The sequence below is a fragment of the Nocardia sp. NPDC059229 genome, assembly GCF_042754165.1.
Taxonomy (GTDB): Bacteria; Actinomycetota; Actinomycetes; order Mycobacteriales; family Mycobacteriaceae; genus Nocardia.
Map to the genome: position 1 here is coordinate 22,805 of NZ_JBHZAK010000010.1, position 24,953 is coordinate 47,757.

A 24,953-nucleotide genomic window follows, 5' to 3' on the forward strand; every position below is an offset into this window, starting at 1 on the left:
GCTCGAGTCCCGAAAGGCCCGTTCGTTCATGCTCGCTCGTTCCGTTCGCCTGTCCCTGGCCGTCGCCGCGGCCGCCGTCGCCCTCACCTCGGGTGCGGCCCTCGCCGGCGCCGACACCCCCGCGCCTTCCGCCGACGAGTTGCAGTCGACGCTGACCCGCTTCACCGACCCGGCCGTGCCCGCCGCCGACAAGGCGAACCTGATGGTCAACGGCGGTGCGCGCACCTCGAACATCGAGACGATGAACCGGGGCCTGGCCAACTACGGCAGCATCGGCTGGACGGTCTCGGGCGTGCAGGCCAACGGCGACACCGCCAATGCCGCGGTCGCCATCGTCTCCCCGCACGGCACCATGCTTGGCGTGCCCATGAGCTGGCAGCACACCGACGCGGGCTGGCAGCTCTCGGAGAACACCGGCTGCACCATCCTGGCCATGGGCAAGGCGCCCTGCTGACGCGGCGAAACAGCTTCGCGATCGGCTGCATACGACGACGCGCCCCCGCCGTTCCGTGGCGGGGGCGCGTTCGTTTCGAGGCCGCATCCGGCGTCGGGACGTATCCTCCCGGCGCGCTAGCCCTTGGAGGGGCGGCGCTGGGGCTTGGGAGCGGTGACGCCGTCGGCGAGGCGGCGGGCCTTGACCAGGAAGGCGGTGTGGCCCTGCATGCGGTGTTCGGGGCGCACCGCGAGGCCGACCACGTGCCAGGGGCGGACCATGGATTCCCAGGCGGTGGGCTCGGTCCAGCAGCCCTGGCGGCGCAGCGCCTCGACCACCTCGGAGAGCTGGGTCGTGGTGGCCACGTAGGCGAGGAAGACGCCACCGGGGATGAGGGCCTTGGAGACGGCCTCGAGCGCGTCCCACGGCTTGAGCATGTCGAGGACGACACGGTCGACCTGTTCGCCGGCGTAGTCCGCCACGTCACCGAGGGTGAGTTCCCAGTTGGCGGGGCGTTCGCCGAAGAAGCGCTCGACATTCTTGACCGCGTGCTCGGCGTGGTCGTCGCGGATCTCCCAGGAGATGACCTTGCCCTCGGGGCCGACCGCGCGCAGCAGCGAGCAGGTCAGCGCGCCCGAGCCGGCGCCGGCCTCCAGGACCTTCGCGCCGGGGAACATGTCGCCCTCGTGGACGATCTGGGCGGAGTCCTTGGGGTAGATGACCGCCGCGCCGCGCGGCATGGACAGCACGTAGTCGGTCAGCAGCGGGCGCAGGGCCAGGTAGGGGGTGCCCTTGGCGGAGTTCACCACGCAGCCCTCGTCGGCGCCGATGAGGTCGTCGTGGTTGATGTGGCCGGCGTGGGTGTGGAATTCCTTGCCCACCTCCAGGATCACCGTGAACTTGCGCCCCTTGGCGTCGGTCAGCTGTACCCGGTCACCGATCTGGAATGGGCCGGTCCGTCTGGCCGTCATGAATCTCCGTTCTGCGTGGTTGTGGTGAAGTCGTGCGTCGCCGCGAATGTGCTGCGCCGGATTCGTCCGCACCTTGTCGGTGCCTGCGTTTAGCCTGCCAGGTATGTCGGTTGACGTGATCAGTACCCCGGAGACAGAGCGGTTCGCTCCGCGTGGCCCCGCCCTTTCCCCCTCGCGCGCAATCGATTTCAAACAGTGCCCGTTGAAATACCGGCTGCGGGTCATCGACCAGATTCCGGAACCGCCCTCGCGGGCGGCGGTGCGCGGCACGGTGGTGCACGCCGTGCTGGAGGCACTGTTCGGGCTGCCCGCCACCGAGCGGGATGCCGAGGCCGCGGCCGCTCTCGTCGAACCCGCGTGGACGGGGGTGCGCGAGTCGCGGCCCGAGGTGGAGTCGCTGATTCCGGCCGACGAGCTGCCCGGGTTCCTGGCCGAGGTGCGCAAGCTGGTGGGCGTGTACTTCCGGCTGGAGGATCCGTCCGGCTTCGATCCGGAGTCGTGCGAGACCTTCATCGAGGCCGACCTCCCCGACGGCACGCCGTTGCGCGGCATCGTGGACCGCATCGACCGCTCGGCCGACGGGGAACTGCACGTCATCGACTACAAGACCGGCCGCGCCCCGGGCCTCACCTACGAGACCCGGGCCCTGTTCCAGCTGAAGTTCTATGCCCTGGTCCTGCTGCGCACCCAGGGCCGGGCCCCGGCGGAACTGCGGCTGATGTACCTCGCCGACGGTGTCACCCTCACCTACGCGCCGGACCCGGAGGAACTGCTGCGCTTCGAGCGGATCCTCTCGGCGCTGTGGGCCGCCATCGTGACCGCCGCCGAGACCGGGGAGTTCCCGCCCAGCCCGAGCTGGCTGTGCGAGTACTGCGATTTCAAGCGACTATGCCCCGAATTCGGCGGCACCCCACCGCCTTTCCCGTCCGGCGAGGACGAGCCGGAATCCGGCCCGTCCTGACCCGACCGGAATCAGAAGGCGCGGCAGGACCGGATATCGGTGGCCAGGATCGCCTTGGCGCCCAGGTCCGCGAGCTGGTCCATGAGCTCGTTGCCGTTCTTGCGCGGCACCAGCGCGCGCACCGCGACCCAGTCGGGATCGGTGAGCGGCGACACGGTCGGCGACTCCAGCCCGGGAGTGATCTTGACCGCCTCCTCGAGCAGCGCCTTGGGGCAGTCGTAGTCCAGCATCAGGTACTGCTGGGCGAAGACCACGCCCTGGATGCGGGCGACGAGCTGATTGCGGGCCTTGTCCTGCTGGTCGGCGCCCTTGGCCTCGATGAGCACGCCCTCCGAGGAGCACAGCGACTCGCCGAAGGCGACCAGGTTGTGCTGGCGCAGGGTGCGGCCGGAGCCGACCACGTCGGCGATGGCGTCGGCGACGCCGAGCTGGATGGAGATCTCGACCGCGCCGTCGAGGCGGATGACCTCGGCCTCGATGCCGTGCCTGGCCAGGTCCGTCAGCACCAGGTTCGGGTAGGAGGTGGCGATGCGCTTGTCGTAGAGGTCCTCGACCTTCCATTCGCGCCCGGCCGGGGCGGCGTAGCGGAAGGTGGAGCGGCCGAAGCCGAGGGCCAGCCGTTCCTGCACGGGCGCACCGGAATCCAGGGCCAGGTCGCGGCCGGTGATGCCGAGGTCGAGTTCGCCGGAACCGACGTAGATGGCGATGTCCTTGGGCCGCAGGAAGTAGAACTCGACCTGGTTGGCTGGATCCAGCACGCTCAGCTCACGGGAGTCGGTGCGCTTGCGGTAGCCCGCCTCGGACAGGATGGCGAGGGCGGATTCGGAGAGTGCGCCCTTGTTGGGAACTGCGACGCGAAGCATGGGAGGTCCTTTCGGAACGGGGAGGGAAGACGTGTCGACAGGGGAGGCTGAGCGGAACGGTGCGCCGCACGGTTCGTGCGGCGCACCGTCGCATCACAGATGTCGGTACACGTCCTCGAGCCGCAGCCCGCGGCCCACCATCAGCACCTGCACCCAGTAGAGCAGCTGCGAGATCTCCTCGGAGAGTTCCTCATCGCTCTGGTACTCGGCCGCGATCCAGACCTCGCCGGCTTCCTCGAGCACCTTCTTGCCCTGCGCATGCACGCCGGCGTCCAGGGCGGCGACGGTGCCCGACCCCTCGGGGCGGTTGGCGGCACGATCCTGCAGCTCGGCGAACAGGGCTTCGAAAGATTTCACGGGGAGTGATTCTTTCAGACGGGCGCACACTCCCCGCAATCGGTTATACGGTGAGCAGTTCGGCGAGTTCGGTGACCGCCCCGCGCAGCTGCTCGGCGAAGTCGTGCATCTGCTGGGCGACGTGCTTGGGCGTGGCCAGGTAGAGGTTCCAGCGGTCGGGCAGCAGCACGTAGGCGATGCCGATGCACTTGGGGCTGGTGGAGCCGAACCCGAAGTACTGGATGTTCACCGACGGCGCGGAGCTGGTGCTCAGGTAGTCGTCGCGGGTGATGGTCCAGCCGGGACTGTCGTAGAAGGCCATCGGGGCCGTCGCGCCGAGCTGTTCGCCGCGGCGGCGCTGGATCCACTGCAGTTCCCACAGGTGCTGTTCGGGGGCCTCGCCGCGCTGGCATTCCTGGGCGCGGCGCACGTGTGCCTCGGCGGCGGTGCGCAGGGCCACCAGTTTGCGGTCCCGGTCCACGGCCGGATCCTCCATGGCGGCAACGAAATCCAGCATCTCCTGGGTGATCACGCGCATGGCCTCGGTGCGGCCGTTGCGGAACTGGCGGGTGGCGATGGATTCGTAGGTGGCGCCGTTGAGCCCCTTGCTGCGGCGGTGCGCGAGCTGATAGCTCAGCTGCGCGAAGGCGTCCGGGGAGATGCCCAGTCGCTTGGCGCGGTTTGTGCCGAAGTCGAACGACACCGTGGTGGTGGCGTTGTCGGCGGCGTACTGCGCGAAAGACGCAGCGGCGGAGGCGATCTCGGTCTTGGATTCCGGGCCGAGGACGAACTCGACGGGTTCGATGGCGGGCAGGCCCTGTGCCTGTGCGCCGGACTGTTCGGCGTGGTCGCCCACCGGCGCCTCGAGCAGGGTGTCGACGAAGGACAGGATGGTGGTGCCGTCCAGTCCGCAGTGCTCGACATTGATGCCGGCCTCTCCGTCGGCGAAGACGATGAACGACACCGACTTGTCGAACCAGCGGTTGCCGCTGTCGCCGTGCAGCAGCTGGTCGCAGGCGTGCAGGGTGTCGCGCGGCGCGAAGTCCTCGAGGCAGACGCAGAACAGCGCGGTCTCGATGGTGTCGAAGGCGGCGGCATTGGCGGGCCGCAGGGCCGCGTAGACCGGCGCCCAGTCGACGCGGGCGAGGGTGGTGAGGTGCCCGGGCGAGGTGTTGGTGGCGGCGCGGCGCGCACCGGCCTTCATGACGGCGCGCAGGCCGTCGGCGAGGTCCTCGGGGGTGTAGGGGACGCCGCCGGGGCCGATGACGTCCATGCGGAACATGGTGCCGCGGTAGAAGACCACGATGTGGCGGGCGTCCGAGGGCCCGGGCCAGGCATCGCTGTAGGGCACCCGCACGGTGTCCTGCGGCGCGTCCGGTATGCGCGTCTCGGAGAACAGGAACTTGTTCTGCGCCATATTGAGTCGCGTGCCGCGCTGGGTGGCGGGCGGGATCTCCTCCTTGTCCAGGCGCAGCTTGTAGCCGACGGTCGCGGCGATGAGGGCGGCGGCGCGCTCGCTCTGGTCGGCGCTGGTCGAGGAGGCGAGGGCGGTGTCGTCGCGGAACAGGAAGAAGAAGTTCGCATTCAACGCGATCCGGTCGCGGCGGCCCAGGTAGCGGGAGGGCCAGAACTCGTCGAGCCAGCTGCCCACGCCCGGGGTCTCGTCGAACCGCTGCAGATCGGCGTGCAGGGTGCGGGCGGGGCTGTCGGGGCGCAGCAGATCCTCGACGGCGGCCGCGGTGGCGGCGTACTCGTCGGAGGTCAGCAGAGGCGCGCACCAGTGCAGGAAGCGGGTGCAGCTCTCCTCCAGGGTGGGCAGCGGGACGCGGGGCAGCTGCTCGTCGAAGGCGAAGGTGCTGTCGCTCAAGGGGTGTCCTCGTGGGGTCGTCGGATAGGGGCAACCTGGCATTTGCACACGCGTGACCGTCCCCCTGGCGGTCACAGCACCATTCTTGTCATCGAAACCGTCCGAGCGCCAGGCTTTCGCCCGAAACCACACGGTCCGGACCGGATGTGGATTTACTGCGCCACAATAGTTTTCATGCGGGTTCCGGAGTCACCCGGGATCGCCGAGCCCCTTCAGCGCCCGCGACACCTCGTCGGTCTGCAGGTAGCACCCGGACTGCTCGAATCCGCCGATGGTGTGGGTCTGGTAGTCGCCGTAGCCGATGCGCAGGAAGTCGTCGCCGCTGAGGCCGTGCACGGTCCAGTCGAAGGCCACGCGGGCGCGGGCGACGACCGTGCGCAGCGCCATCAGGTGGTAGCTGCGTGCCACGAATTGGGCTGGGACACCACGCAATCCGATGCCGAGCGGGCGTGCCAGCGCATCGCGGCCACCGAGGTCGACCACCATGCCGAGATCGGGATGCCGGTAGGGTTCGGATCGTCCGCCACGCAGGGTCGCCAGCAGGTTCTTGCCCAGGTGCCGGCCCTGGCGCATGGCGTGCTGGGCGGTGGGCGCGCACACCTTGTCGACGCCGTCGGTCAAATCAGGCACCGCGGCGGCGTCACCCATGGCCCACACGCCCTCCAGCCCGGGAACGGAGAGGTCGGCGTGCGCGATGATGCGTCCCTTGTCGGTTTCCGCGCCGAGGTGCCCGGCCAGCGGGCTCGGGGTGACGCCGGCGGTCCACAGCACGGTGCGGGAGGGGATGAATCGCCCATTGGTGAGTTTCACCCCGTTGGCCGTCACCTCCGCCGCCGACGCTCCGGAGATGAGTTCGATTCCGCGTTCGGCCAGAATCCTTTTCGCCTCCGCCCCGAGCCGCTCGCCCAGCTCCGGCATGATGCGGTCGCCGTGGGTGACCAGGTGCCACCGCACCATGCCGCGTTCGGTCTCGGGGAAGAAGCGCTTGGCGGCGGCGTGGCAGACCTTGTTCAGGACCGCGGCGGTTTCGGTCCCGGCGTAGCCCGCGCCGATGGTGACGAAGTTGAGCCGCTCCTGGTCCCCGTCCAGCCCACCGCGCAGGGCGGCGACGTCCAGTTGCCGCAGCACATGGTCGCGCAGGTACATGGCCTCCGGCAGGGTCTTCATGCCGAAGCCGTGTTCCTTCAGCCCGGGCACGTCCAGCACCCGGGTGATGGAGCCCGGAGCCAGGACGAGATGGTCGTACTCGAGAGCAGTTTCGCGGCCGGTGGATCGGCGCACCACCACGCGCCGGGTGTCGTGGTCCACCCCGACCGCCATGCCCGGCACCACCTCGGTGCGGCGCAGGATCCGGCGCAGGGACACCGAGACCGACCGAGGGTTGAGGGTGCCGGAGGCGACCTGCGGCAACAGCGGAAGATACAGCAGTCCGGCGTCCGGCGAGACGAGCTGGACGAACGCCTCGTCGGGCCGCACTCGGCGTTCCAGATATCGGGCGCACTCGACGCCCGCGAAACCACCGCCGATAATTACGATCTTCGCTGGTGCCACCGATTCACCGTAACAATCGCGGGGAGTTTTCAGGTGAATCCGGGATGTGAATTCGATGTGCGACGCGATCAGTGTTCGGTCGCGACGCTGATTTTCGGCCGGGACAGATACAGCTGGGCGTAGAGCCACCCGTCGGATTCGGCGCCGGCGGGATCGATTCCGCTGTCCGCCAGGGTGTTCAGCACCCGCGCCTGCTCGTCCGGTGAGGCGAAGCGCCGCTGACGGAACACGCCGGGTGCGCGTTCGGTGCGATAGCCGAGGGTCTCCAGGTGGACGGCGATGGGGTCGAAGGAGAACATACGCAGCACGAAATGTGCCATCCAGGGCAGTTTTCCGCCGTGGGCGCGGGCCACCCGCAGCAGGGTGCGTTCGGAGATGTAGCCGACGCAGCCGGTGGAGATGACCAGGTCCGCGGCGGCGAGGGTGCGGCGCTGGGCCTCGGTGGGGTCGCCCGACTCCAGGTCGGCGTGCACGGCGTCCTGGAGGAAGCCGGCGGCGCCGGCGTAGTCGAGGGCGGGGCGGGAGGCGTCCATGCCGATGAAGCGGACGCCGGGGAGCTGATCGTGGGTGTGCAGCAGCTGCCGGTCGCGGTCGATGAGCGCGGCGGTGTCGTCGGTATCGCGGCCGCGGTACCGTCCTGCCAGGTCGGTCATGGTGGTGTCCAGGCGCAGCAGGGCCGCGTTCACGCCGTAGGAGCAGCCGATGTCGAGGACGGCGGGGGAGGCGATGCCGGTGGCCGACCGATACTCGGCGAGTAGCCGCTGGAAATGCGGTTTGGCCAATTCCGGTATCTGGTAATCCAATTCGGCCATGCGCGCGTAATACTCGCGTGGATCGGGGCGGTCGTAGATGTGGTCGAACGAGGCTTTTCCGGTGGAGCTGTGTAACGAAACCGGCACGCGCTGTTCCCTCTCAGTCGAGCAGTCGATCGCCGCGGACCTCACCGACGGCCAGATGATCCGGCAGTACCCGCCCGAACAGCTGCCGGGTCCGTTCGGCGGTGCCGATCAGTCCCGGGGTGTCGCTGTAGGCGAAGATCGCCGAATGCCGTTGCACCGTCCCGCCTACGGGTGCGACCCGGTGCAACGAGAATCTCCCCTGGAACAGCTGTAGATCCCCCGGCCGCAACTCCAGCCGCCGGATGAACCGCTCCCCCTGCCCCGTCAGCACGGCCCGCACATCCGCGAGGTGCTCCGCCTCCCGCGACCGGATGTTCGGGCAATACTCGAACACCCCACCGTTTTCCGGCTCCTGCGTGAGCATGCTGACGGTGAACTCGTTGGTATCGAAATGCCACGGATGCGACATTCCCGGCGCGACCACATTGAGGCACAACCCCGCCAGCGGATCGGTGTACTCGTGCAGCTCGGCCAGGCCGAAGCAGTCCGCCACGAACCGCTGGAACCGGCGATCGGTGTACAACCGGTGGATCAGCGCGTCCGCGGGAATGAGATCCCTTGCCACGAACGCGTTCCCGCGGTGCAGCACGATCCGCCCCGGATGGTCGGGCGGCAGATCGGCATCGAGGGGAATGTTGTACGCGTTGACGTCCTCCGCGGTGTAGTACGCGTGCGGAGCCAACGCCACCCCCTCGCCGCGCAAGGTATCCAGCAGCTCGGGCCTGATGAACCCGCGCAGCACGCAGCATCCATCCGCAGCCAGCTCGGCCCGCGCCTCGCCCACCGCCGCCAGCCACGCCGCAGTCCCGGGCGAGTCCAGCGGATACTTCCCGACATCCACTCCCGGCACCAGGACCCCGCCCGCCGCCGCCACGTCGGCTTCCCACGAGTCTGCCCGACCCCCGACCGCAACCATGCGGCCCATTCTTGCCGCCCGAACGCCCGACACGCCCGAGTTCCACGCCGATTGTGAATACTCACTATTCCTGCACCCCAGCAGGTTTCATGCGCTACCGGTCGTCCGCTTCATGGCGGCCGCCATCGACCGTCGCGACTCTACGCCACCCGGATCAGCCGATATCCACCGCCCGGGCGAGTCCATCCCGCGCCAGGGCGACGCGGACATCGGGCGGTTGATTCCGGTTGCGCTACAACCGGATTCATGACGGTTGACAACGCTCCTGAACGGGGTACACCGGTAGTGAGAGGACCGGTGTGATGGGCAGTCAGGGATCGTGGGAAACCATCAACCGGGCGCTGAATCGGGTGTCCGGGCCGGGGAGGCGCGGCACCGAGTGGACTACCTATCTGTGTCCGGTTCACGAGGCGGATGGGCGGCGGCATCGGCCTTCGCTGGGGGTCGTGTACAACCTGCAGCGGCAGCGGACGGTCGTCCGGTGTTTCGCCGGATGTTCGGATGAGGAGGTGCTGGAGCAGCTCGGGCTGCGGGTGCGGGACCTGTTCGACGCCCCGGCGGAGCGGCGGGGGTCACTGACGCGGGGAACGGTGGAGACGGGGCTGGCGGATCGGGCCATTTTGGCTGCGGGACTGGCGCTTTCGGTGCACAAGCGTGACTTCGGTCCGCCGATCGGACGGTCGCGGCGGGTGGCGGCGTATATCTACCGGTGGCCGGATGGCAGTCCGGCGGGGTGTGTGTTCCGGGTTCGGACGCTGCATCGGCAGGGGTATGTGAAGAGCTTCTATCAGCAGCGGCGGACCGAAACCGGTTGGGAGTACGGCGGATTCGAGCGGCTTCCGTTCCATTTGCCGGAGGTGATCGACGCCGTGGAGGACGGCCGTGACATCGTCGTCTGCGAGGGTGAGGCGGATGTTCTCACTGCCACGCGTGCCGGGTTGACGGCCACCTGCAATGCGGGCGGGGCGAACGGGTGGCATCGGGAGCATGCCGAATGGCTGCGCGGTGCGCATCGGGTGTGGGTGGTCGCCGATCGGGATGCGCCGGGGTATCGGCATGCGGCGAAAGTTGCCGAGTCACTGGTCGATTGCGTGGATGAGCTGCGGGTGGTGCAGGCTCGGGACGGGAAGGATCTCACCGATCACTGCAATGCGGGGCATCAGGTGTCGGAACTGGATCCGGTGCCCGTGCTGGACGAGCACTATCGCGGGCGGTGAGCACTATCGCGGGCGGTCGCTCGGCCGGCGGTGGTGACGGCACGCTGGTAGCGGTCGATCAGGGTGCGCAGGGCGGCGACCAGATCGGGGGAATCGACGATGTCGAAGTCGGCGTCCAGCAGACCCAGGTAGAGGGCGAGCATTTCGGGGTGGTCGGAGCCGGGCTCGAAGGCGCAGCGGTTGTCGCCGAGTTCCTCGATGTCGATGGGGATCGGGATGCGGGCCCGGACGTGAGCGGCGGGGGCGTGCACGATCACGCGGGCACGGAAATGCCACGTCGCCGAACCGATTCCACGTTCGACGTAGGACGCGATCTCGGGGTCGGGCGGCAGGGGGCGCGGGGTGAAGCGCGGTCCGGCCGGTGGGCGCGGGTCCACGCGGTCGACGCGGAAGGTCCGCCAGTCGCCGCGGTCGAGGTCCCACGCCAGCAGGTACCAGCGCTGGCGGTGGTTGACGAGACGGTACGGCTCGACCACACGCCGAGAGGATGCGCCCGAATGGGTCCGATAGTCGAAGCGCAGGCGTTCGTGGTCGCGGCACGCGGCGGCGATGACGGTCAGCGTGTCGGCGCCGACCCGGGGCCCGCGCATCGGAACCGGCAATGCGTTCTGGAAGGCGCTGACCCGGTGCCGCAGCCGTGACGGCAGGATCTGCTGCAGTTTCGTCAGCGCGCGCAGCGACGTCTCCTCGATGCCGAGGACCGAACCGCTTGCGGCGGTGCGTAATCCGACGGCCACCGCGACGGCCTCGTCATCGTCGAGCAGCAGCGGCGGCAGCGCGCCACCGGTCCCGAGCCGGTATCCCCCGTCCACGCCGGGCCGCGCCTCCACCGGATAGCCGAGTTCGCGCAGCCGATCCATGTCCTTGCGGATCGTGCGCGGGGTGACCTCGAGCCGTGTGGCGAGTTCGGCCCCGGTCCAGTCGCGCCGGGATTGCAGCAGCGACAGCAGCCGCAGCAGGCGGGCGGAGGTTTCCAACATTTCTCGATGGTATCCGCGAATTGCGGAACGAATCGTTCCTCGATAGTTCATACCGTGGTGTCCAGCGGAAGATGAAGAGCCTCCGGCGAGGTTCTCCCTAGTGAACGGAACAGCCTGATGAGCACCGAGATTCGCCCATTCACCCTCGACGTTCCCCAGTCCGACCTGGACTATCTGCACGACCGCCTGGACCGCGCCCGCTGGGCCGCCCAGCTGCCCGGCACCGGCTGGGAGCGCGGCATCCCCGAAACCGCCCTGCATGAGCTGGCCGACTATTGGCGCACCGAATTCGATTGGCGCGCACAGGAAGCCAAGCTCAATGCCTTCCCCCAGTTCACGACCGAGATCGACGGCCAGCACATCCACTTCCTGCACGTCCGTTCCGAGCGCCCCGATGCCCGGCCGCTGCTGATCACCCACGGATTCCCGAGCTCGATCGCCGAGTTCATGGGCCTCATCGCCCTGCTCACCGACCCGGCCGAGGGCCCGGCCTTCGATGTGATCGCCCCGTCCCTGCCCGGCTACACCCTGTCCACGCCGCTGAGCGCCGTCGGCTGGACCATGGCCCGCGCCGCCCGCGCGTGGATCGAGCTCATGGCCCGCCTGGGATACGACCGCTACGGCGTGCACGGCGGCGATGTCGGCAGCGGCGTCTCGGGCTTGGTCGCGGCCCTGGACCCCGAGCACGTCACCGGCATCCATGTGGTCACCGACCCGCTCACCGCCGCCAATGTCGCCACCTTCCTGCCCGGCATGGCCGACGGCCTGGACTCCAACGACCCGATCGACAAGGTCATCCTGGACCGGATGGACTCCTTCCGCCGCGAGGGTTCCGGCTACCTGGCCATCCAGAATTCCCGCCCCCAGACCATCGGCTACGGCCTGGTCGACTCCCCCCTGCTCCAATTGGCCTGGATCGCCGAGAAATTCGAGGCGTGGACCGACCTTCCCATCGACCGCGACCAGCTCCTCACCACCGTCAGCCTCTACTGGTTCACCGGCTCCGGCGCGTCGGCCGCTCACACCCTCTACGAGCAGTCCCACTCCACCGAATGGGGCGCTCCCCCGTCGGTCCCGCAGGGCTTCGCCATCTTCGGCGCGGACGAGACCGTCCGCCGCGTCGTCCCCGCCCCCGCCGACGCCCACTGGACCGAATTCGAACGCGGCCTGCACTTCCCGGCCATGGAGGCCCCCGCCAACCTGGCCCGCGACCTCCAGACCTTCTTCGGTTCCCTGCGCTGACCCCGGAAAACGTGATCCGGCCCGGCAATACCGCCGGGCCGGTTCAGTCACTCGGACGCCATCCGCCGATCCAGCTCCGCCACAAGGCGTTTCGCCGCCACCACCCGATACGCGTCCTCGACGATCTCCCCGATCTCGTCCCACTCCACGGCCGTATCCAGATACACGCCGAGCCACCCCCGATGCCCCACATACGGCGGCCGGAAGAACCGCTCCGGCTCGGCGGCCACCAACTCCTCCTGCACCCCCGCCGGTGCCGCACACCAGAATCCGACCCGCTCGTCATGATGATGATCCGCGAACATCACGAACATCTTCTTCCCGTCGGCGAACCAGCACGGCTCCCCGTGACTGACCCGCTCGGTCACCTCGGGCAGCCCGGTGCACACACCCCGCAGCAACGCCAGCACACTCTCCATACCCGCAGGCTAGGCGACGAACGACCCGGGGCCTTGGACGAATGGGAACCCCGGCGGGGTCATGGTGTTCGGAGTCAGCCGATTCCGGCGGGGACGAGATCGCCGAGGTCGGTCATGGTCAGCCCGACCAGGCTCTCCCGGAAGGTCCGGCCCGGGGCGTCCGGGACCGCGACCTCGCACGGCACCACCAGGAGCGCGCAGCCGGCTGCCTGGGCGGCGATCGAGCCGGTGGGCGAATCCTCGATGGCGACCGCGTTTTCCGGTGCGACGCCGAGGAGTTCGGCGGCTCGGAGGTAGACGTCCGGGGCTGGCTTGCCGTGGGGCACCTCGTCGGCGCAGACGGTGGCGCCGAAGAACTCGCGGCCGATGGTGTTCAGGCCGTATTCCGTCAGCGACCGCTTGGTGTTGGTGACCAGGGCCATCGGGATGCCTGCGGCCTGCACCATTTCCAGCGCCTCACGCGCGCCGGGACGCCAGGGCACCGGGCCGTGGAACAGTTCGGTGACCCGTCGCTCCATCCAGTCCGAGGCCGTGGCGACGGCCTCGGGGGTGTGCTCGATACCCAAGCCCTCGAACAGAATCTGGAAGGCGTTCGGGCCGGACGCGCCGATCAGCGCGTGCCGGACGGTATCGGTCAGCTTCCGCCCGTACTCGCCGGCCAGTTCGCGCAATGCCATGTCCCAGAGCTTCTCCGAGTCCAGCAGCGTTCCGTCCATGTCCCACAACACCGCGTCCAACCGCGCCACCGACTCGAACTCCTTCCACACCACCTGAACCAAAAACCGGCTCCGCCGCGGGGCGGAGCCGGTTCAGCCTATCGGGGACCGATCACAGGCCCGAGGCCGCGATCATCAGGTGCCCGGTCGAGGAGTCGACCTGGATCCACCGGTTCTCGGTGGACACCTGCCCGTTCTTGGACACGTAGGTCAGCGCCACCACCGCCCGGTTGTCGCCGTTGGGCGTGACCGCGCCCACGCTCACCGACGAGATGCCGCCCCAGAACTGCGCGTAGGCGTTGTAGCCGCCCGTGGAGGACTGGTAGCCGGGCGACAGCATCGACCACGCACCGCTGACATTGCCGGGGAGCATGCCGTAGTAGCCCTGGATGAACGAGGCCACCGAGGTCGCCGGCGGCGGGCCGAACGGTGTCGTCGAGGACGGCGGCACGGTGGTCGCGCTCGGCCGGGCCGAGGAGGTGGGCGCCACCGACGAAGTCGGCGTGGGCGTGGTGGTCGGGGCGTGGGTGGCCGCACCCGCCTCGCCACTGCGCGCAGGCTGCTGGCTGCCGCCGTCGGCCTGGCCCATATTGTCCGGGGAGGTCGCCGGAATCGGCGAGGCCGCCGAGGTGACCGAGCCGCCGTTGTTCGCCAGCGGCTGGTTGCCGCCACCGCTGTTGTGGCTGACCGACATGGCGATCACGACGGCCACGACGAGTGCGCCCACCACACCGGCGGCCACCATCACCAGCCGCCGCGGATTCCGGTCCGCGCCACCGGTTTTCGCTCCCCCGGTCGTGCCCGGCGGCGGCGTGCCCGGCACCGTCCCGCGCGGCGGCGACACATCCCGGGCCATGTCGACGTGCACGGTGGCGTCGGTGGCATTGCTGGGCGCGCCGCTGCGCGAGGTCGACATCACCGTTGTGGCGGCCGAACCGTCCACGGCGGCAGCGGCACTCATCGCGGGCAGCACCTTGGTCTGCTGGATCGGCACGGCCGGGGCCCGCCCCTCCGCCACCGCCTGCAGCCGTTCCGCCGCCTGCACCATGGTCGGCCGGTCCGCGCCCTCGGCCGCGAGCAGGTCCATCAGCACCGGCGCGAGCGCCGCGGCATGGGTCGGCGGCGGCACCTGGGCGCGCGCCACCGAGTGCAGCACCGCCAGGGGGTTGTCGCCCTCACCGAAGGGCGGCTTCCCCTCGACCGCCGCGTAAAGCGTTGAGCCCAGGGCGAACACGTCGGAGGTCGGCTCCGGGTTCTCGCCCCGCGCCACCTCCGGCGACAGGTAGGCGGGCGTGCCCGCCAGGAACCCCGTGGAGGTGACGGTCACGTCCCCGGTGGCCCGCGAGATGCCGAAGTCGGTGATCTTCACCGTCCCGTCGTCGGCCACCAGGATATTGGCGGGCTTGACATCCCGGTGCACGATCCCGGCCTTGTGGGCCGCGGCCAGCGCCTCGGCCACCTTGGCCCCGATCCGCGCCACCTCGACCGGCTCGAGCTTGCCCTTCTCCCGCATGAGCGCCGCCAGGCTGACGGCGTCCACGTATTCCATGACGAGCCAGGGCTGGCCGTCCTCCTCCGCCACGTCGAACACGGTGACGGCGTTGGGATGATGCAGTCGCGCCGCGATGCGCCCCTCACGCATCGCCCGCATCCTGGCCTCGACGGCCTGCGACCGGGTCAGCCCCGGTGTCAGCAGCAATTGCTTGACCGCGACCGTGCGCCGCAACCGAACATCGGTCGCGCGCCACACGACCCCCATAGCACCGGTGCCGATCGGATCCGTTAGCCGGTACCGCCCCGCAATCAGCCGGTCTGCGCTCATGTGGTTGTGCCCCTCCTGCTGGCTTTCGCGCCGAGCACCCCTGCAACTCTGCGCGAAGCCCGGAAATCTGGTGAAAATCTTAAGCGTTGAAGTACTTGGCTTCCGGATGCAGCAGCACGAACGCATCCGTGGACTGCTCCGGATGCAGTTGCAACTCCTCCGACAGCATCACTCCGATCCGGCCGGCGTCCAGCAGCTCAACGAGTTTGGCCCGATCCTCGAGATCCGGGCAGGCACCATAGCCGAACGAGTACCGTGCGCCACGGTATCCGAGTTTGAAGTAGTCCAACACATCGGCGGGATCCTCGTCGGCGACCGAATGTCCTTCCAGTGTCAGCTCTTCCCGAATCCGGCGGTGCCAAAACTCGGCGAGCGCCTCGGTGAGTTGCACGCCGATGCCGTGCACCTCGAGATAGTCGCGGTAATTGTCGCCCGCGAACAGCACATTGGCGAAGTCGGCGATGGGCTTACCCATGGTGACCAGCTGGAACGGCAGCACATCCACCTGCCCGGTCTGCTTCGCGTACTCGCGTGAGCGAATGAAATCGGCGATGCAGAGGAACCGGTCGCGTTGCTGACGCGGGAATGTGAACCGGAAGCGTTCCGGCGCATCGGGATTCGGCTCGGTGAGAACAATCACATCGTCGCCCTCGGACACGGCCGGGAAATAGCCGTACACCACCGCGGCGTGCTGCAGTACACCCTCGGCGGTCAGCCGGTCCAGCCAGTACCGCAGGCGCGGACGGCCTTCGGTCTCCACCAGCTCCTCGTACGAAGGTCCCTCGCCGCCGCGCTGGCCGCGCAGGCCCCACTGACCCAGGAACAGCGCCCGCTCGTCGAGCAGGCTCGAGTACTCGTTGACCGACAGGCCCTTCACGATGCGCGAACCCCAGAACGGCGGCGTCGGCACCGGCAGCTCCGCGGCCACATCCGAGCGTTCCGGCACCTCGACCGGCACCTCGGCGGCCTTGCGCTGCTCGGCGATCCGCTTGGACCGCTCGTGCCGGGCCTTGCGCTCGGCGGTCTTCGCGCGGGCGGCCATGGCCTCGGGAGAATCCGGGTCGGCCGCGCCGCCGCGCTTGACGGTCATGATCTCGTCCATGAGCCGCAGACCCTCGAAGGCGTCGCGCGCGTAGTGCACCTCGCCGTCGTAGACCGCGGTGAGGTCGTTCTCCACGTACGCACGGGTCAGTGCCGCGCCGCCCAGGAGCACCGGGAACTGTTCCGCGACACCGCGGCCGTTGAGCTCCTCGAGGTTCTCCTTCATGACCACGGTGGACTTCACCAGCAGCCCGGACATGCCGATGACATCGGCCTTCTTGTCCACGGCGGCATCCAGGATCGTCGAAATCGGTTGCTTGATACCGAGATTCACGACCTCGTAGCCATTGTTGGACAGGATGATGTCCACCAGGTTCTTGCCGATGTCGTGCACGTCGCCCTTGACGGTGGCCAGCACGATGCGGCCCTTGCCGGAATCGTCGGTGGCCTCCATGTGCGGTTCCAGGTAGGCGACCGCGGTCTTCATGGTCTCGGCCGACTGCAGCACGAACGGCAGCTGCATCTGCCCCGAACCGAACAGCTCGCCAACGGTCTTCATGCCCGCCAGCAGTGTCTCGTTGATGATCTGCAGTGGCGGCACCTCGGCCATCGCGGCATCCAGATCGGCGTCCATGCCGGCCTTCTCGCCGTCCACGATGCGCCGCTCGAGCCGCTCGAAAAGCGGCAGCGCCGCCAGTTCCTCGGCGCGGGACGCCTTCGACGAGGCTGCCGACACGCCCTCGAACAGCGCCATCAGCTTCTGCAGCGGGTCGTAGTCCTCGGTGCGCCGGTCGTAGACCAGATCCAGCGCTGTCTGCCGCTGCTCCTCCGGAATCCGCGACATGGGCAGGATCTTCGAGGCGTGCACGATGGCCGAATCCAGGCCCGCCTCGACGCATTCGTTCATGAACACCGAGTTGAGCACCTGCCGCGCGGCCGCGTTCAGGCCGAAGGAGATGTTCGAAAGGCCCAGTGTGGTCTGCACATTCGGGTGCCGCTTCTTGAGTTGGCGGATGGCCTCGATGGTTTCGATGCCGTCGCGCCGGGACTCCTCCTGGCCGGTGCCCAGGGTGAAGGTCAGCGTGTCGATGATGATGTCGGACTCGTCGAGCCCCCAGTTGCCGGTGATGTCGGCGATGAGGCGCTCGGCGATCTCCACCTTCTTCTCGGCGGTGCGCGCCTGGCCCTCCTCGTCGATGGTCAGCGCCACCACGGCCGCACCGTGTTCGGCGACCAGCGCCATGGTCTGCTGGAACCGCGAATCCGGCCCCGCGCCGTCCTCGTAGTTCACCGAGTTGATGGCACAGCGCCCGCCCAGGTGCTCCAAACCGGCCTTCAGCACCGGGGTTTCGGTGGAGTCCAGCATGATCGGCAGGGTGGACGCGGTCGCCAGCCGGGAGGCCAGCTCGGTCATGTCGGCGGTGCCGTCGCGGCCCACGTAGTCCACGCACAGGTCCAGCATGTGGGCGCCGTCGCGGGTCTGGTCCTTGGCGATGTCCAGGCACTTCTGCCAGTCGCCGGCCAGCATGGCGTCCCGGAAAGCCTTGGAGCCGTTGGCATTCGTGCGCTCACCGATCATCAGGACCGAGGCGTCCTGCTCGAACGGCACCGAGCTGTAGATCGACGACACGCTCGGCTCGTGCACCGGATCCCGCTTGGCCTGCTGGACCTCGCGCACCGCCTCGGCCACCTGCCGGATGTGCTCGGGCGTGGTGCCACAGCAGCCGCCGACCAGCGACAAACCGAACTCGGAGACGAACTGGCTCAGCGCGACCGCGAGCTCCTCCGGCGTGAGCGGATATTCCGCGCCGTTCGCGCCGAGGATCGGCAGACCGGCGTTCGGCATGACCGACACCGGCAGCTGCGCGTGCTTGGACAGATGCCGCAGATGCTCGCTCATCTCGTCCGGACCGGTGGCGCAGTTCAGCCCGATCATGTCGATGCCGAGCTTCTCGAGCGCGGTCAGCGCCGCGCCGATCTCGGAGCCGACCAGCATGGTGCCGGTGGTCTCCATGGTCACGTGCGTGATGATCGGGATCCGGCGCCCGGCCCGGTCCATGGCCCGGTGGCTGCCGGTGACCGCGGCCTTGACCTGCAGCAGGTCCTGGCAGGTCTCGATGAGGATGGCGTCGGCGCCGCCGTCGAGCATGCCGAGCGCGGCCTCGCTGTAGGCGTCGCGCAGGGCGGCGTAGGGCGCGTGGCCCAGGGTCGGCAGCTTGGTGCCCGGGCCCATGGAACCCAGCACGTACCGGGGAGTCCCGTCGGCGGACGGTCCCATCTCGTCGGCCACCTCGCGGGCGAGGCGGGTGCCGCGCTCGGACAGGTCGCGAATGCGGTCGGCGATGTCGTAATCGGCCAGGTTGGGCAGGTTGCACCCGAAGGTATTGGTCTCGACGGCGTCGGCGCCGGCCTCGAAGTAGGCCCGGTGGATGTGGCGCAGCACGTCGGGGCGGGTGTCGTTGAGGATTTCGTTGCATCCCTCGAGGCCGCGGAAATCGTCGAGAGTGAGATCCGCGGCCTGCAGCATCGTGCCCATCGCACCGTCCCCGATCACGACACGCCGTCTGAGCGTGTCCAAGAGGGTGGTGTCGAATTCGGCGCGGCTGCGTACAGACATGTACTCAAGAGTAGTGGGGGACGCCGACAATCCCTGCGTCGGTGTGGGGTGCTACCCCAACTCCTACATTGCGCGTCGCATGCACACTGCGTCTACGCACACCGTAGGCTGACCGGGTGAACGCCAGTGAATCCCCGGTGCCACCCGAATCGGACCTGCCTACGCTGCGGGATCCGGTGCTCGTGGCCGCCTTCGAAGGCTGGAACGATGCGGCCGATGCCGCCAGTGGCGCGGTCGAGCATCTGGAACTGATCTGGGACGCGCAGCCGCTGGCCGAGCTCGACTCCGAGGACTATTACGACTATCAGGTGAACCGGCCGACGGTCCGGCAGGTGGACGGGGTGACCCGCGAGATCCAGTGGCCCTCGGCCATGCTGTCGGTCTGCTCGCCCCCGGGCAGCGATCGGGACGTCGTGCTCCTGCGGGGCGTCGAACCCAATATGCGCTGGCGCAGCTTCTGCAACGACATTCTCGAATTCGTCGAGCAGCTCGGGGTGTCCACGGTGGTGATCCTGGGCGCGCTGCTGGCCGACACCCCGCACACCCGGCCGGTTCCGGTCACCGGGACCGCTTACAACAAGGAAGCCGCGGAGCGCTTCAACCTGGAGCAGACCCGCTACGAGGGACCGACCGGTATCACCGGAGTGCTGCAGGACGCGTGCGTGCGCGCGGGCGTCCCGGCCATCTCCTTCTGGGCGGCGGTGCCGCACTACGTCTCCCAGCCGCCCAACCCCAAGGCCATCATCGCCCTGCTACACCGGGTCGAGGATGTCCTCGATGTCGAGGTGCCGCTCGGCGGTCTGCCCGAGCAGGCCGAGGAGTGGGAGGGCGCGGTCAACGAGATGACCGCCGGCGACGAGGAGATCGCCGAGTACGTGCGCTCGCTCGAGGAGCGCGGCGATGCCGAGGTCGACATCAACGACGCCATGGCAAAGATCGACGGCGACGCCATCGCGGCCGAGTTCGAGAAGTACCTGCGCCGCCGCGGACGGGGCGGCTTCGGTCTCTGAGACCGGGCTTCCGGCACCGAAACCATTTGCCGCACCTGCGTTCACGCGCAGGTGCGGCGTTCGTTTCACGGCTAGTGCTCTACGGCCCAGATCTTGACGGAGGCCTCGTGGGCCAGCTTCGCGATCAGCAGGTCGCGCGGAATGGTCTGCCCCGCAAGGTGATCGAGCGACGGCACCACCACGTGGTGGGCATCGGCACGCTTGAGTTCGGCCGTCAGCTCCGCGAACGCGGTGCCGTCGCCGGGGGTCGATTCATGGAACGTGGCGGCGAAGCAGAGGCCGGCGGACTGAGCGAGCCCGCACATGGCGTTCTCCAGCTCTTCGCTGCGGCCGTCGGCCAGATCGTCACGCACGTACCCATAGATCAACGCTTCCACCCGAACCTCCGTTGGATTGGGGATCGCTGTCATGAATGTGCCCTGTTGAACAGTTTGGCGAAATCACGAATGCAATTGCAGATGTCAACCCACTGACATCGAGATGCCCTATCCGGGTCCATCCTTCGTTAACTGGTGAGATACTACAGAGCGTGTCCGCCGGTGACGATCGACCTGTCTGGGCCGTCCGAATGCGTTCCGAACGTGATACTCGGGGATGGTCTCAAGCCGATGCGATCCGTGCCATGCGGGGCAAATCGAGCCACAATCTGCCAACGGACAGCACACTTCTGCGCAACTGGCGGCGCTGGGAGTCCGGGGAATCGCGGCCGGACGATTTCTACGCTCCGATCATCGCGGCGGCTTTCGATACGGTGACGGCCGCCTTCTTTCCCAAGGCGCGGCCCAATCGGGACGACGAGATGCTCTCGGCCACGGGGATGGACACGCTGGAATTCATTGGGCGGCTACGTATGTCCGATGTGTCCGCCTCTACGCTCGACGCCATTCGCATCACCGCTGATCGGCTGTGTTCGGAGTATCCGTGCGCCGATCCGCACGAGTTGCATGCCGAGGGCACGGCGTGGCTACGGCGCATCACTTCGCTACTGGACGGTCGCTTGACTCTCGCGCAGCATCGGGAGGTCCTGGTGCTGGCCGGATGGGTTGCCCTGCTGGTCGGTTGCGTCGATTACGATCTCGGCTGGCGCACCGCCGCCGAGGCGACCCGGCGGGCCGCGCTCTCCCTCGGCCAGGAGGCCGAGCACGCCGAAATCATCGGCTGGGGAGCCGAAATGGCCGCCTGGTTCGCACTCACGCAGGCCAACTACCGGGGCGCCATCGAGACCGCCGAGGCCGCGCACACCACCACCGACCACCTGGGTGTCGGCGTCCAGCTGGCCGCACAGCGTGCCAAGGCGTGGGCACGGCTCGGTGACCGCCGCGAGGTGGAAAAGGCGCTCGCCCAGGGCCGTTCGATCCTGGACACCATCGAGCATCCGTCCGATCCGGACAATCACTTCGTGGTCGATCCGCAGAAGTTCGACTTCTACGCCATGGACTGCTGCCGGGTAGCCGGGGACGACCGGCTCGCGGAAAACTATGCCCGGCAGGTGATCTTGACCTCCACCCGCCCCGACGGCAGCATCCGTAGACCCATGCGACTCGCCGAGGCGCACCTGACGCTGGCGGTGGTCGCCATCCGCGATCGCAATCTGGAGCTCGCCCTCGACGAGGGCGTGCGGGCCTTCGCCGGCAAGCGCCGCTCGCTACCCTCGCTCATGTGGATCGCGGGTGAGACGGCGCGGGAGATGATCGAGCGCTTCCCCGGCGATCCGCGCACCCGGACCTATCTGGATCAGCTGCGCGCACTGGCCGCGGGCTGACACCGCCCGCGCAGCGCGCCGAGACATCCCTCGCAGCATGCTGAGACACCCCTCGGCGCGCGCCCACCGGTTACGCTCACGCGCATGGACTTCAGTCTGTGGACCTGCGCTGCCCGAGGGCACGAGACCTACGCCCCCACCGAGCCCGAGCTCGCGGCACGCCTCCACGTCGCCACCCCGGCGGGTGAATCCTGGCGCTGCCTGCGCTGCGGGGATTTCGTGCCGGGCGAACCACGTCGCAGCGGTCCGGCCGACGACGCGCCCGAGGTGCCGCGCGGCCGGCTGCTGCGCGACCGCCTGATCATGCGGCTGCTGGCCGCCGAGCGCGTCATCCGCGGCATCGTGTTCATTCTGCTGGGCGCGGGCGTGCTGAAGCTGCGCGGTTCCCGCGAGCACTGGAAGTCCAACTGGGACAAGGATCTTCCGCTGATCCGGCAGCTGGCCGACCAGATCGGTTTCAACCCGGACCATTCCAAGATCATCCGGGGCATCGACAAGGCCTTCACGCTCTCGCCGAACGTGCTGATCTGGATCGCGGTGGGCCTGTTCGCCTATGCCGCCATCGAACTCATCGAGGCGGTGGGCCTGTGGCTGGTCAAGCGGTGGGGTGAATACTTCGCGGTCATCGCCACCTCCATCTTCCTGCCGCTGGAGATCTATGAGCTCACCGAGAAGGTCACCGTGCTGCGGGCCGGGGCGCTCCTGGTGAATGTCGCCGCGGTGATCTGGCTGCTGTGGAGCAAGCGGCTGTTCGGCCTCAACGGCGGGGCCGCAAAGTATCACGCCGAGCATCACTCCGAGAGCCTGATGACCGTCGAACGCGCCGCGGTCGCAGCGCAAGCCGAGCAGCGTACCGAGCGCATCGTCACCCAGCGCGCACCGTAACCGCGCGCGGCCCGGTCACTCGGGCACGCCGAGACCGTGGCCCAGGGTGGGCCAGGACTTGATCAGCTCGTCGCGGAAGACGGCCCGGGCATGGGTGCCGTTCGGCGGCAGGTTGTCGGTGACCGGGATGCCGAGGTCGTGCAGGCGGGCGACCAGGTTGCGGGTGCAGTAGCCGGTGACCGCTTCGACGGTGCCGTCGACCACGACGTGGCCGGCGTAGCCGTCGAGCCCCGGGTCGATGGTGGGGTCGACTCTGCCACAACCGGAACGCTGTAACCCCCACATCTATTCATATGTGTCGCGGCGTGACGCCCCCGGTAACTCCCGTCACGCCGCGGCATTCCACTGCGCGGAGTACTACGGGGTGACGATGTTGAAGTTCGGGTCGGGCTTGTCCATGACGTCCTTCAACTGCTTCAGCTTGGCCGGGTCGCCGCTGACCTTGATCGCGCCGGCCTGGATCTCCTTCACGATGTCCTTGGTTCCGGTCATGGTGGCGATCAGCTCCAGCCGGGACAGGGTGAAGGTGGCGTCCGGGGCCGGACCCTTGAAGTCGGCGGGGATCACGTAGTGGATGAGCACGCCGTTGCGTAGCTCGGTGCGGTAGGTCCGGTTCTGGTCGGTAATGATCCAGTCATTGACCAGGTGCAGATCCCACGCCTTGGGGCCGTTGATCAGGAACGCCGCGGAGTCGAAGACCTGGTCCACGCTCAGGGCGCTGATCATGCCGGCGGAATTGGCCTTGGTCGGGGTGCCGAAGGTGCCGTTGCGCAGCTCGTAGGCGCCGGAGAGGAAGAAGTTGCGCCAGGTGGCGTTCTCCGAGCCATAGCCGAGCTGCTCGAAAGCGCTGGCCTGCAGCATCTTCGCCTTCTCATTGTCCGGGTCGGCGAAGATCAGGTAATTGAGAACCTGGACGCACCAGCGGTAATCGCCGTCGGAGTAGGCCTTGCGGGCCACCTTCAACGCCCCGCTCGCACCGCCCATGGCGTCCACGTGCCGCTTGCCGGAATCGACCGGCGGGTGTTCCCACAGGTGCGCCGGGTTACCGTCGAACCAGCCCATGTAGCGCTGGTAGATGGCCTTCACATCGTGGCTGACCGAACCGTAGTAGCCGTGGTTGTACCACTTGCTCTCGATGGCCGGCGGCATCTGGATCATCTCGGCGATCTCGATGCCGGTGTAGCCCTGGTTCAGCATGCGCAGGGTCTGGTCGTGCAGGTAGGCGTAGGTGTCCCGTTGCAGCGACAGCCATTCGGTGACCTTGTCCGCTTCCCACATGGGCCAGTGGTGCGAGGCGAAGGCGACGTCGTACTTGTCGGAGAACATGGTGATGGTCTCGGTCAGGTACTGCGACCACACGTGCGCGTCGCGAACCAGCGCGCCGCGCAGGGTGACCAGGTTGTGCAGGGTGTGGGTGGCGTTCTCCGCCATGCACATCGCACGGAAGTCGGGGAAGTAGAAGTTCATCTCCGACGGCGCCTCGGTGCCCGGGGTGATCTGGAAGACGACCTTGATCCCGTCGATGGTCTCTTCCTGGCCGGTGTGGGTGACGTCCCTGTTCGGCGGGATGAGGCCCACTGTGCCGACCGAGGTGGTCATGCCCAGGCCCGCGCCGACCTGACCCTTCGGACCACGCGGCAGCGCCGCGCCGTACATGTAGGCCGAGCGGCGGGCCATGGCGGTGCCGGCGAAGACGTTCTCCTCGACCGCGTGCTCCACGAAGCCCTGCGGCGCGATCACCGGAATCCTGCCCGAGGCAGCGTCTTCCAGGCTGATGACACCCAGGGCGCCGCCGAAGTGGTCGACGTGGGAGTGGGTGTAGATCATGCCGGTGACCGGCTTCCGACCGCGGTGCGCGAAGTACAGGTCCATGCCCGCCTTGGCGGTCTCGGTCGAGATCAGCGGGTCGATGACGATGACGCCGGTTCTGCCCTCGATGATCGTCATGTTCGACAGGTCGAGGCCGCGGATCTGGTAGATGCCCGGAACCACTTCGTAGAGGCCCTGTTTCACCACCAGCTGGGACTGCCGCCACAGCGAGGGGTGCACCGAGTTGGGGCAGGTGCCCTGGATGAATCCATAGGACTCGTTGTCCCACACGACCTTTCCATTGGCATCCTTCACCACGTCCGGCTCGAGCTTGGCGATGAAGCCTTTGTCGGTGTCGGTGAAGTCCTGCTTGTCGGAGAATGGCAATGCGGATTGCGCCTGATGCTGCTGGTCGACGATGTGGCCGCTCGGATCGACCGGATCCTTGGTGGTCCGCTCGGCGGCGGAACCGTTGTCGCCGTTGCTGTCACACCCGGCGACGGCGGCTCCGACACCGGCGGCCACCAGTGCGGCCGCGCCCACCCCGAACACCCCCCGCCGCGACACCGTGAAGCCGCCCGGCTTGCGGTCGTCGCCGTTGTTGGTGAGGTCCGCGTCGGTCATCAGCGCTCTCCT

General features: G+C 68.3%; 22 protein-coding genes. 7 read left to right on the forward strand and 15 right to left on the reverse strand.

From position 1 onward, the window contains the following. The first annotated feature begins 28 nt into the window (after positions 1–28). On the forward strand, positions 29–454 hold the full coding sequence (locus tag ACFXHE_RS22740; RefSeq protein ID WP_379385965.1) for a hypothetical protein: 426 nt from the start codon (positions 29–31) through the stop codon (positions 452–454). Between the two features lie 116 nt (positions 455–570). On the opposite strand, the gene ACFXHE_RS22745 is transcribed toward ACFXHE_RS22740, so the two are convergent. Then, positions 571–1,404 (reverse strand): tRNA (adenine-N1)-methyltransferase, encoded by an 834-nt coding sequence (locus ACFXHE_RS22745; protein ID WP_379385967.1) that lies wholly within the window; start codon positions 1,402–1,404, stop codon positions 571–573. 103 nt (positions 1,405–1,507) lie between these two features. Here ACFXHE_RS22745 and ACFXHE_RS22750 point away from each other — a divergent pair, with 103 nt between their 5' ends. Continuing rightward, the gene (locus ACFXHE_RS22750) at positions 1,508–2,365 is read left to right on the forward strand and encodes a RecB family exonuclease (RefSeq protein ID WP_379385968.1); all 858 of its coding nucleotides are present in this window, start codon (positions 1,508–1,510) and stop codon (positions 2,363–2,365) included. A gap of 11 nt (positions 2,366–2,376) precedes the next feature. Here ACFXHE_RS22750 and hisG read toward each other — a convergent pair whose 3' ends face one another. From hisG to ACFXHE_RS22780, 6 genes are all read right to left on the reverse strand, one after another. Beyond that, positions 2,377–3,228: an ATP phosphoribosyltransferase gene (gene hisG / locus ACFXHE_RS22755; protein ID WP_379385970.1), complete on the reverse strand. Its 852-nt coding sequence runs from the start codon at positions 3,226–3,228 to the stop codon at positions 2,377–2,379. Positions 3,229–3,321: 93 nt separating this feature from the next. Then, positions 3,322–3,585, reverse strand: coding sequence for a phosphoribosyl-ATP diphosphatase (locus tag ACFXHE_RS22760; RefSeq protein WP_033085388.1), 264 nt, complete (start codon positions 3,583–3,585; stop codon positions 3,322–3,324). 43 nt (positions 3,586–3,628) lie between these two features. Continuing rightward, entirely contained in the window at positions 3,629–5,431 is a 1,803-nt protein-coding gene (locus ACFXHE_RS22765) for a choline/carnitine O-acyltransferase (RefSeq protein WP_379385972.1), read from the reverse strand. A 189-nt stretch (positions 5,432–5,620) separates the two neighbouring features. After that, positions 5,621–6,982, reverse strand: coding sequence for an NAD(P)/FAD-dependent oxidoreductase (locus ACFXHE_RS22770; RefSeq protein ID WP_379385974.1), 1,362 nt, complete (start codon positions 6,980–6,982; stop codon positions 5,621–5,623). A 68-nt stretch (positions 6,983–7,050) separates the two neighbouring features. Next, entirely contained in the window at positions 7,051–7,881 is an 831-nt protein-coding gene (locus ACFXHE_RS22775; protein ID WP_379385976.1) for a class I SAM-dependent methyltransferase, read from the reverse strand. 13 nt (positions 7,882–7,894) lie between these two features. Continuing rightward, positions 7,895–8,797 (reverse strand): arpA protein, encoded by a 903-nt coding sequence (locus tag ACFXHE_RS22780; protein ID WP_379385978.1) that lies wholly within the window; start codon positions 8,795–8,797, stop codon positions 7,895–7,897. A 446-nt stretch (positions 8,798–9,243) separates the two neighbouring features. Between ACFXHE_RS22780 and ACFXHE_RS22785 the strand changes: the two genes are divergently transcribed. Beyond that, complete coding sequence (locus ACFXHE_RS22785; protein WP_379385980.1) at positions 9,244–10,014, forward strand: toprim domain-containing protein; 771 nt, start codon at positions 9,244–9,246, stop codon at positions 10,012–10,014. Here the strand turns inward: ACFXHE_RS22785 and ACFXHE_RS22790 are convergent. Then, positions 9,999–10,994 carry a helix-turn-helix transcriptional regulator gene (locus ACFXHE_RS22790; RefSeq protein ID WP_379385982.1) on the reverse strand — a complete coding sequence of 332 codons (996 nt, stop codon included), beginning with the start codon at positions 10,992–10,994 and terminating at the stop codon, positions 9,999–10,001. The genes ACFXHE_RS22785 and ACFXHE_RS22790 overlap by 16 nt on opposite strands. Before the next feature lie 117 nt (positions 10,995–11,111). On the opposite strand from ACFXHE_RS22790, the gene ACFXHE_RS22795 reads away from it, so the two are divergent. Beyond that, positions 11,112–12,236, forward strand: a complete 1,125-nt coding sequence (locus ACFXHE_RS22795) for an epoxide hydrolase family protein (protein WP_379385984.1) — start codon at positions 11,112–11,114, stop codon at positions 12,234–12,236. A 47-nt stretch (positions 12,237–12,283) separates the two neighbouring features. Here ACFXHE_RS22795 and ACFXHE_RS22800 read toward each other — a convergent pair whose 3' ends face one another. The 4 genes from ACFXHE_RS22800 to metH all read right to left on the reverse strand — a co-directional run bounded on the left by ACFXHE_RS22800 (position 12,284) and on the right by metH (position 18,851). Then, positions 12,284–12,655: an MmcQ/YjbR family DNA-binding protein gene (locus ACFXHE_RS22800; protein WP_379385986.1), complete on the reverse strand. Its 372-nt coding sequence runs from the start codon at positions 12,653–12,655 to the stop codon at positions 12,284–12,286. A 74-nt stretch (positions 12,656–12,729) separates the two neighbouring features. After that, a complete protein-coding gene (locus tag ACFXHE_RS22805; protein ID WP_379385988.1) occupies positions 12,730–13,401 on the reverse strand; it encodes an HAD family hydrolase in 672 nt (223 codons plus the stop codon). A gap of 82 nt (positions 13,402–13,483) precedes the next feature. Then, positions 13,484–15,193 (reverse strand): serine/threonine-protein kinase, encoded by a 1,710-nt coding sequence (locus ACFXHE_RS22810; RefSeq protein WP_379385989.1) that lies wholly within the window; start codon positions 15,191–15,193, stop codon positions 13,484–13,486. A gap of 79 nt (positions 15,194–15,272) precedes the next feature. After that, on the reverse strand, positions 15,273–18,851 hold the full coding sequence (metH, locus tag ACFXHE_RS22815; RefSeq protein WP_379385991.1) for a methionine synthase: 3,579 nt from the start codon (positions 18,849–18,851) through the stop codon (positions 15,273–15,275). Between the two features lie 116 nt (positions 18,852–18,967). On the opposite strand from metH, the gene ACFXHE_RS22820 reads away from it, so the two are divergent. Further along, positions 18,968–19,861 (forward strand): PAC2 family protein, encoded by an 894-nt coding sequence (locus ACFXHE_RS22820; RefSeq protein WP_040857388.1) that lies wholly within the window; start codon positions 18,968–18,970, stop codon positions 19,859–19,861. A gap of 71 nt (positions 19,862–19,932) precedes the next feature. Here the strand turns inward: ACFXHE_RS22820 and ACFXHE_RS22825 are convergent, their stop codons facing one another. After that, positions 19,933–20,238: a hypothetical protein gene (locus tag ACFXHE_RS22825; protein WP_379385993.1), complete on the reverse strand. Its 306-nt coding sequence runs from the start codon at positions 20,236–20,238 to the stop codon at positions 19,933–19,935. A 245-nt stretch (positions 20,239–20,483) separates the two neighbouring features. On the opposite strand from ACFXHE_RS22825, the gene ACFXHE_RS22830 reads away from it, so the two are divergent. Beyond that, complete coding sequence (locus ACFXHE_RS22830; RefSeq protein ID WP_379385995.1) at positions 20,484–21,623, forward strand: XRE family transcriptional regulator; 1,140 nt, start codon at positions 20,484–20,486, stop codon at positions 21,621–21,623. 84 nt (positions 21,624–21,707) lie between these two features. Further along, a complete protein-coding gene (locus tag ACFXHE_RS22835; protein ID WP_379385997.1) occupies positions 21,708–22,508 on the forward strand; it encodes a DUF2127 domain-containing protein in 801 nt (266 codons plus the stop codon). 15 nt (positions 22,509–22,523) lie between these two features. On the opposite strand, the gene ACFXHE_RS22840 is transcribed toward ACFXHE_RS22835, so the two are convergent. Together ACFXHE_RS22840 and ACFXHE_RS22845 are read right to left on the reverse strand one after the other, a co-directional pair. Beyond that, on the reverse strand, positions 22,524–22,793 hold the full coding sequence (locus tag ACFXHE_RS22840; protein ID WP_379385999.1) for a hypothetical protein: 270 nt from the start codon (positions 22,791–22,793) through the stop codon (positions 22,524–22,526). A gap of 72 nt (positions 22,794–22,865) precedes the next feature. Continuing rightward, a complete protein-coding gene (locus tag ACFXHE_RS22845) occupies positions 22,866–24,941 on the reverse strand; it encodes an alkyl/aryl-sulfatase (RefSeq protein WP_379386001.1) in 2,076 nt (691 codons plus the stop codon). Between the last annotated feature and the right edge of the window lie 12 nt (positions 24,942–24,953).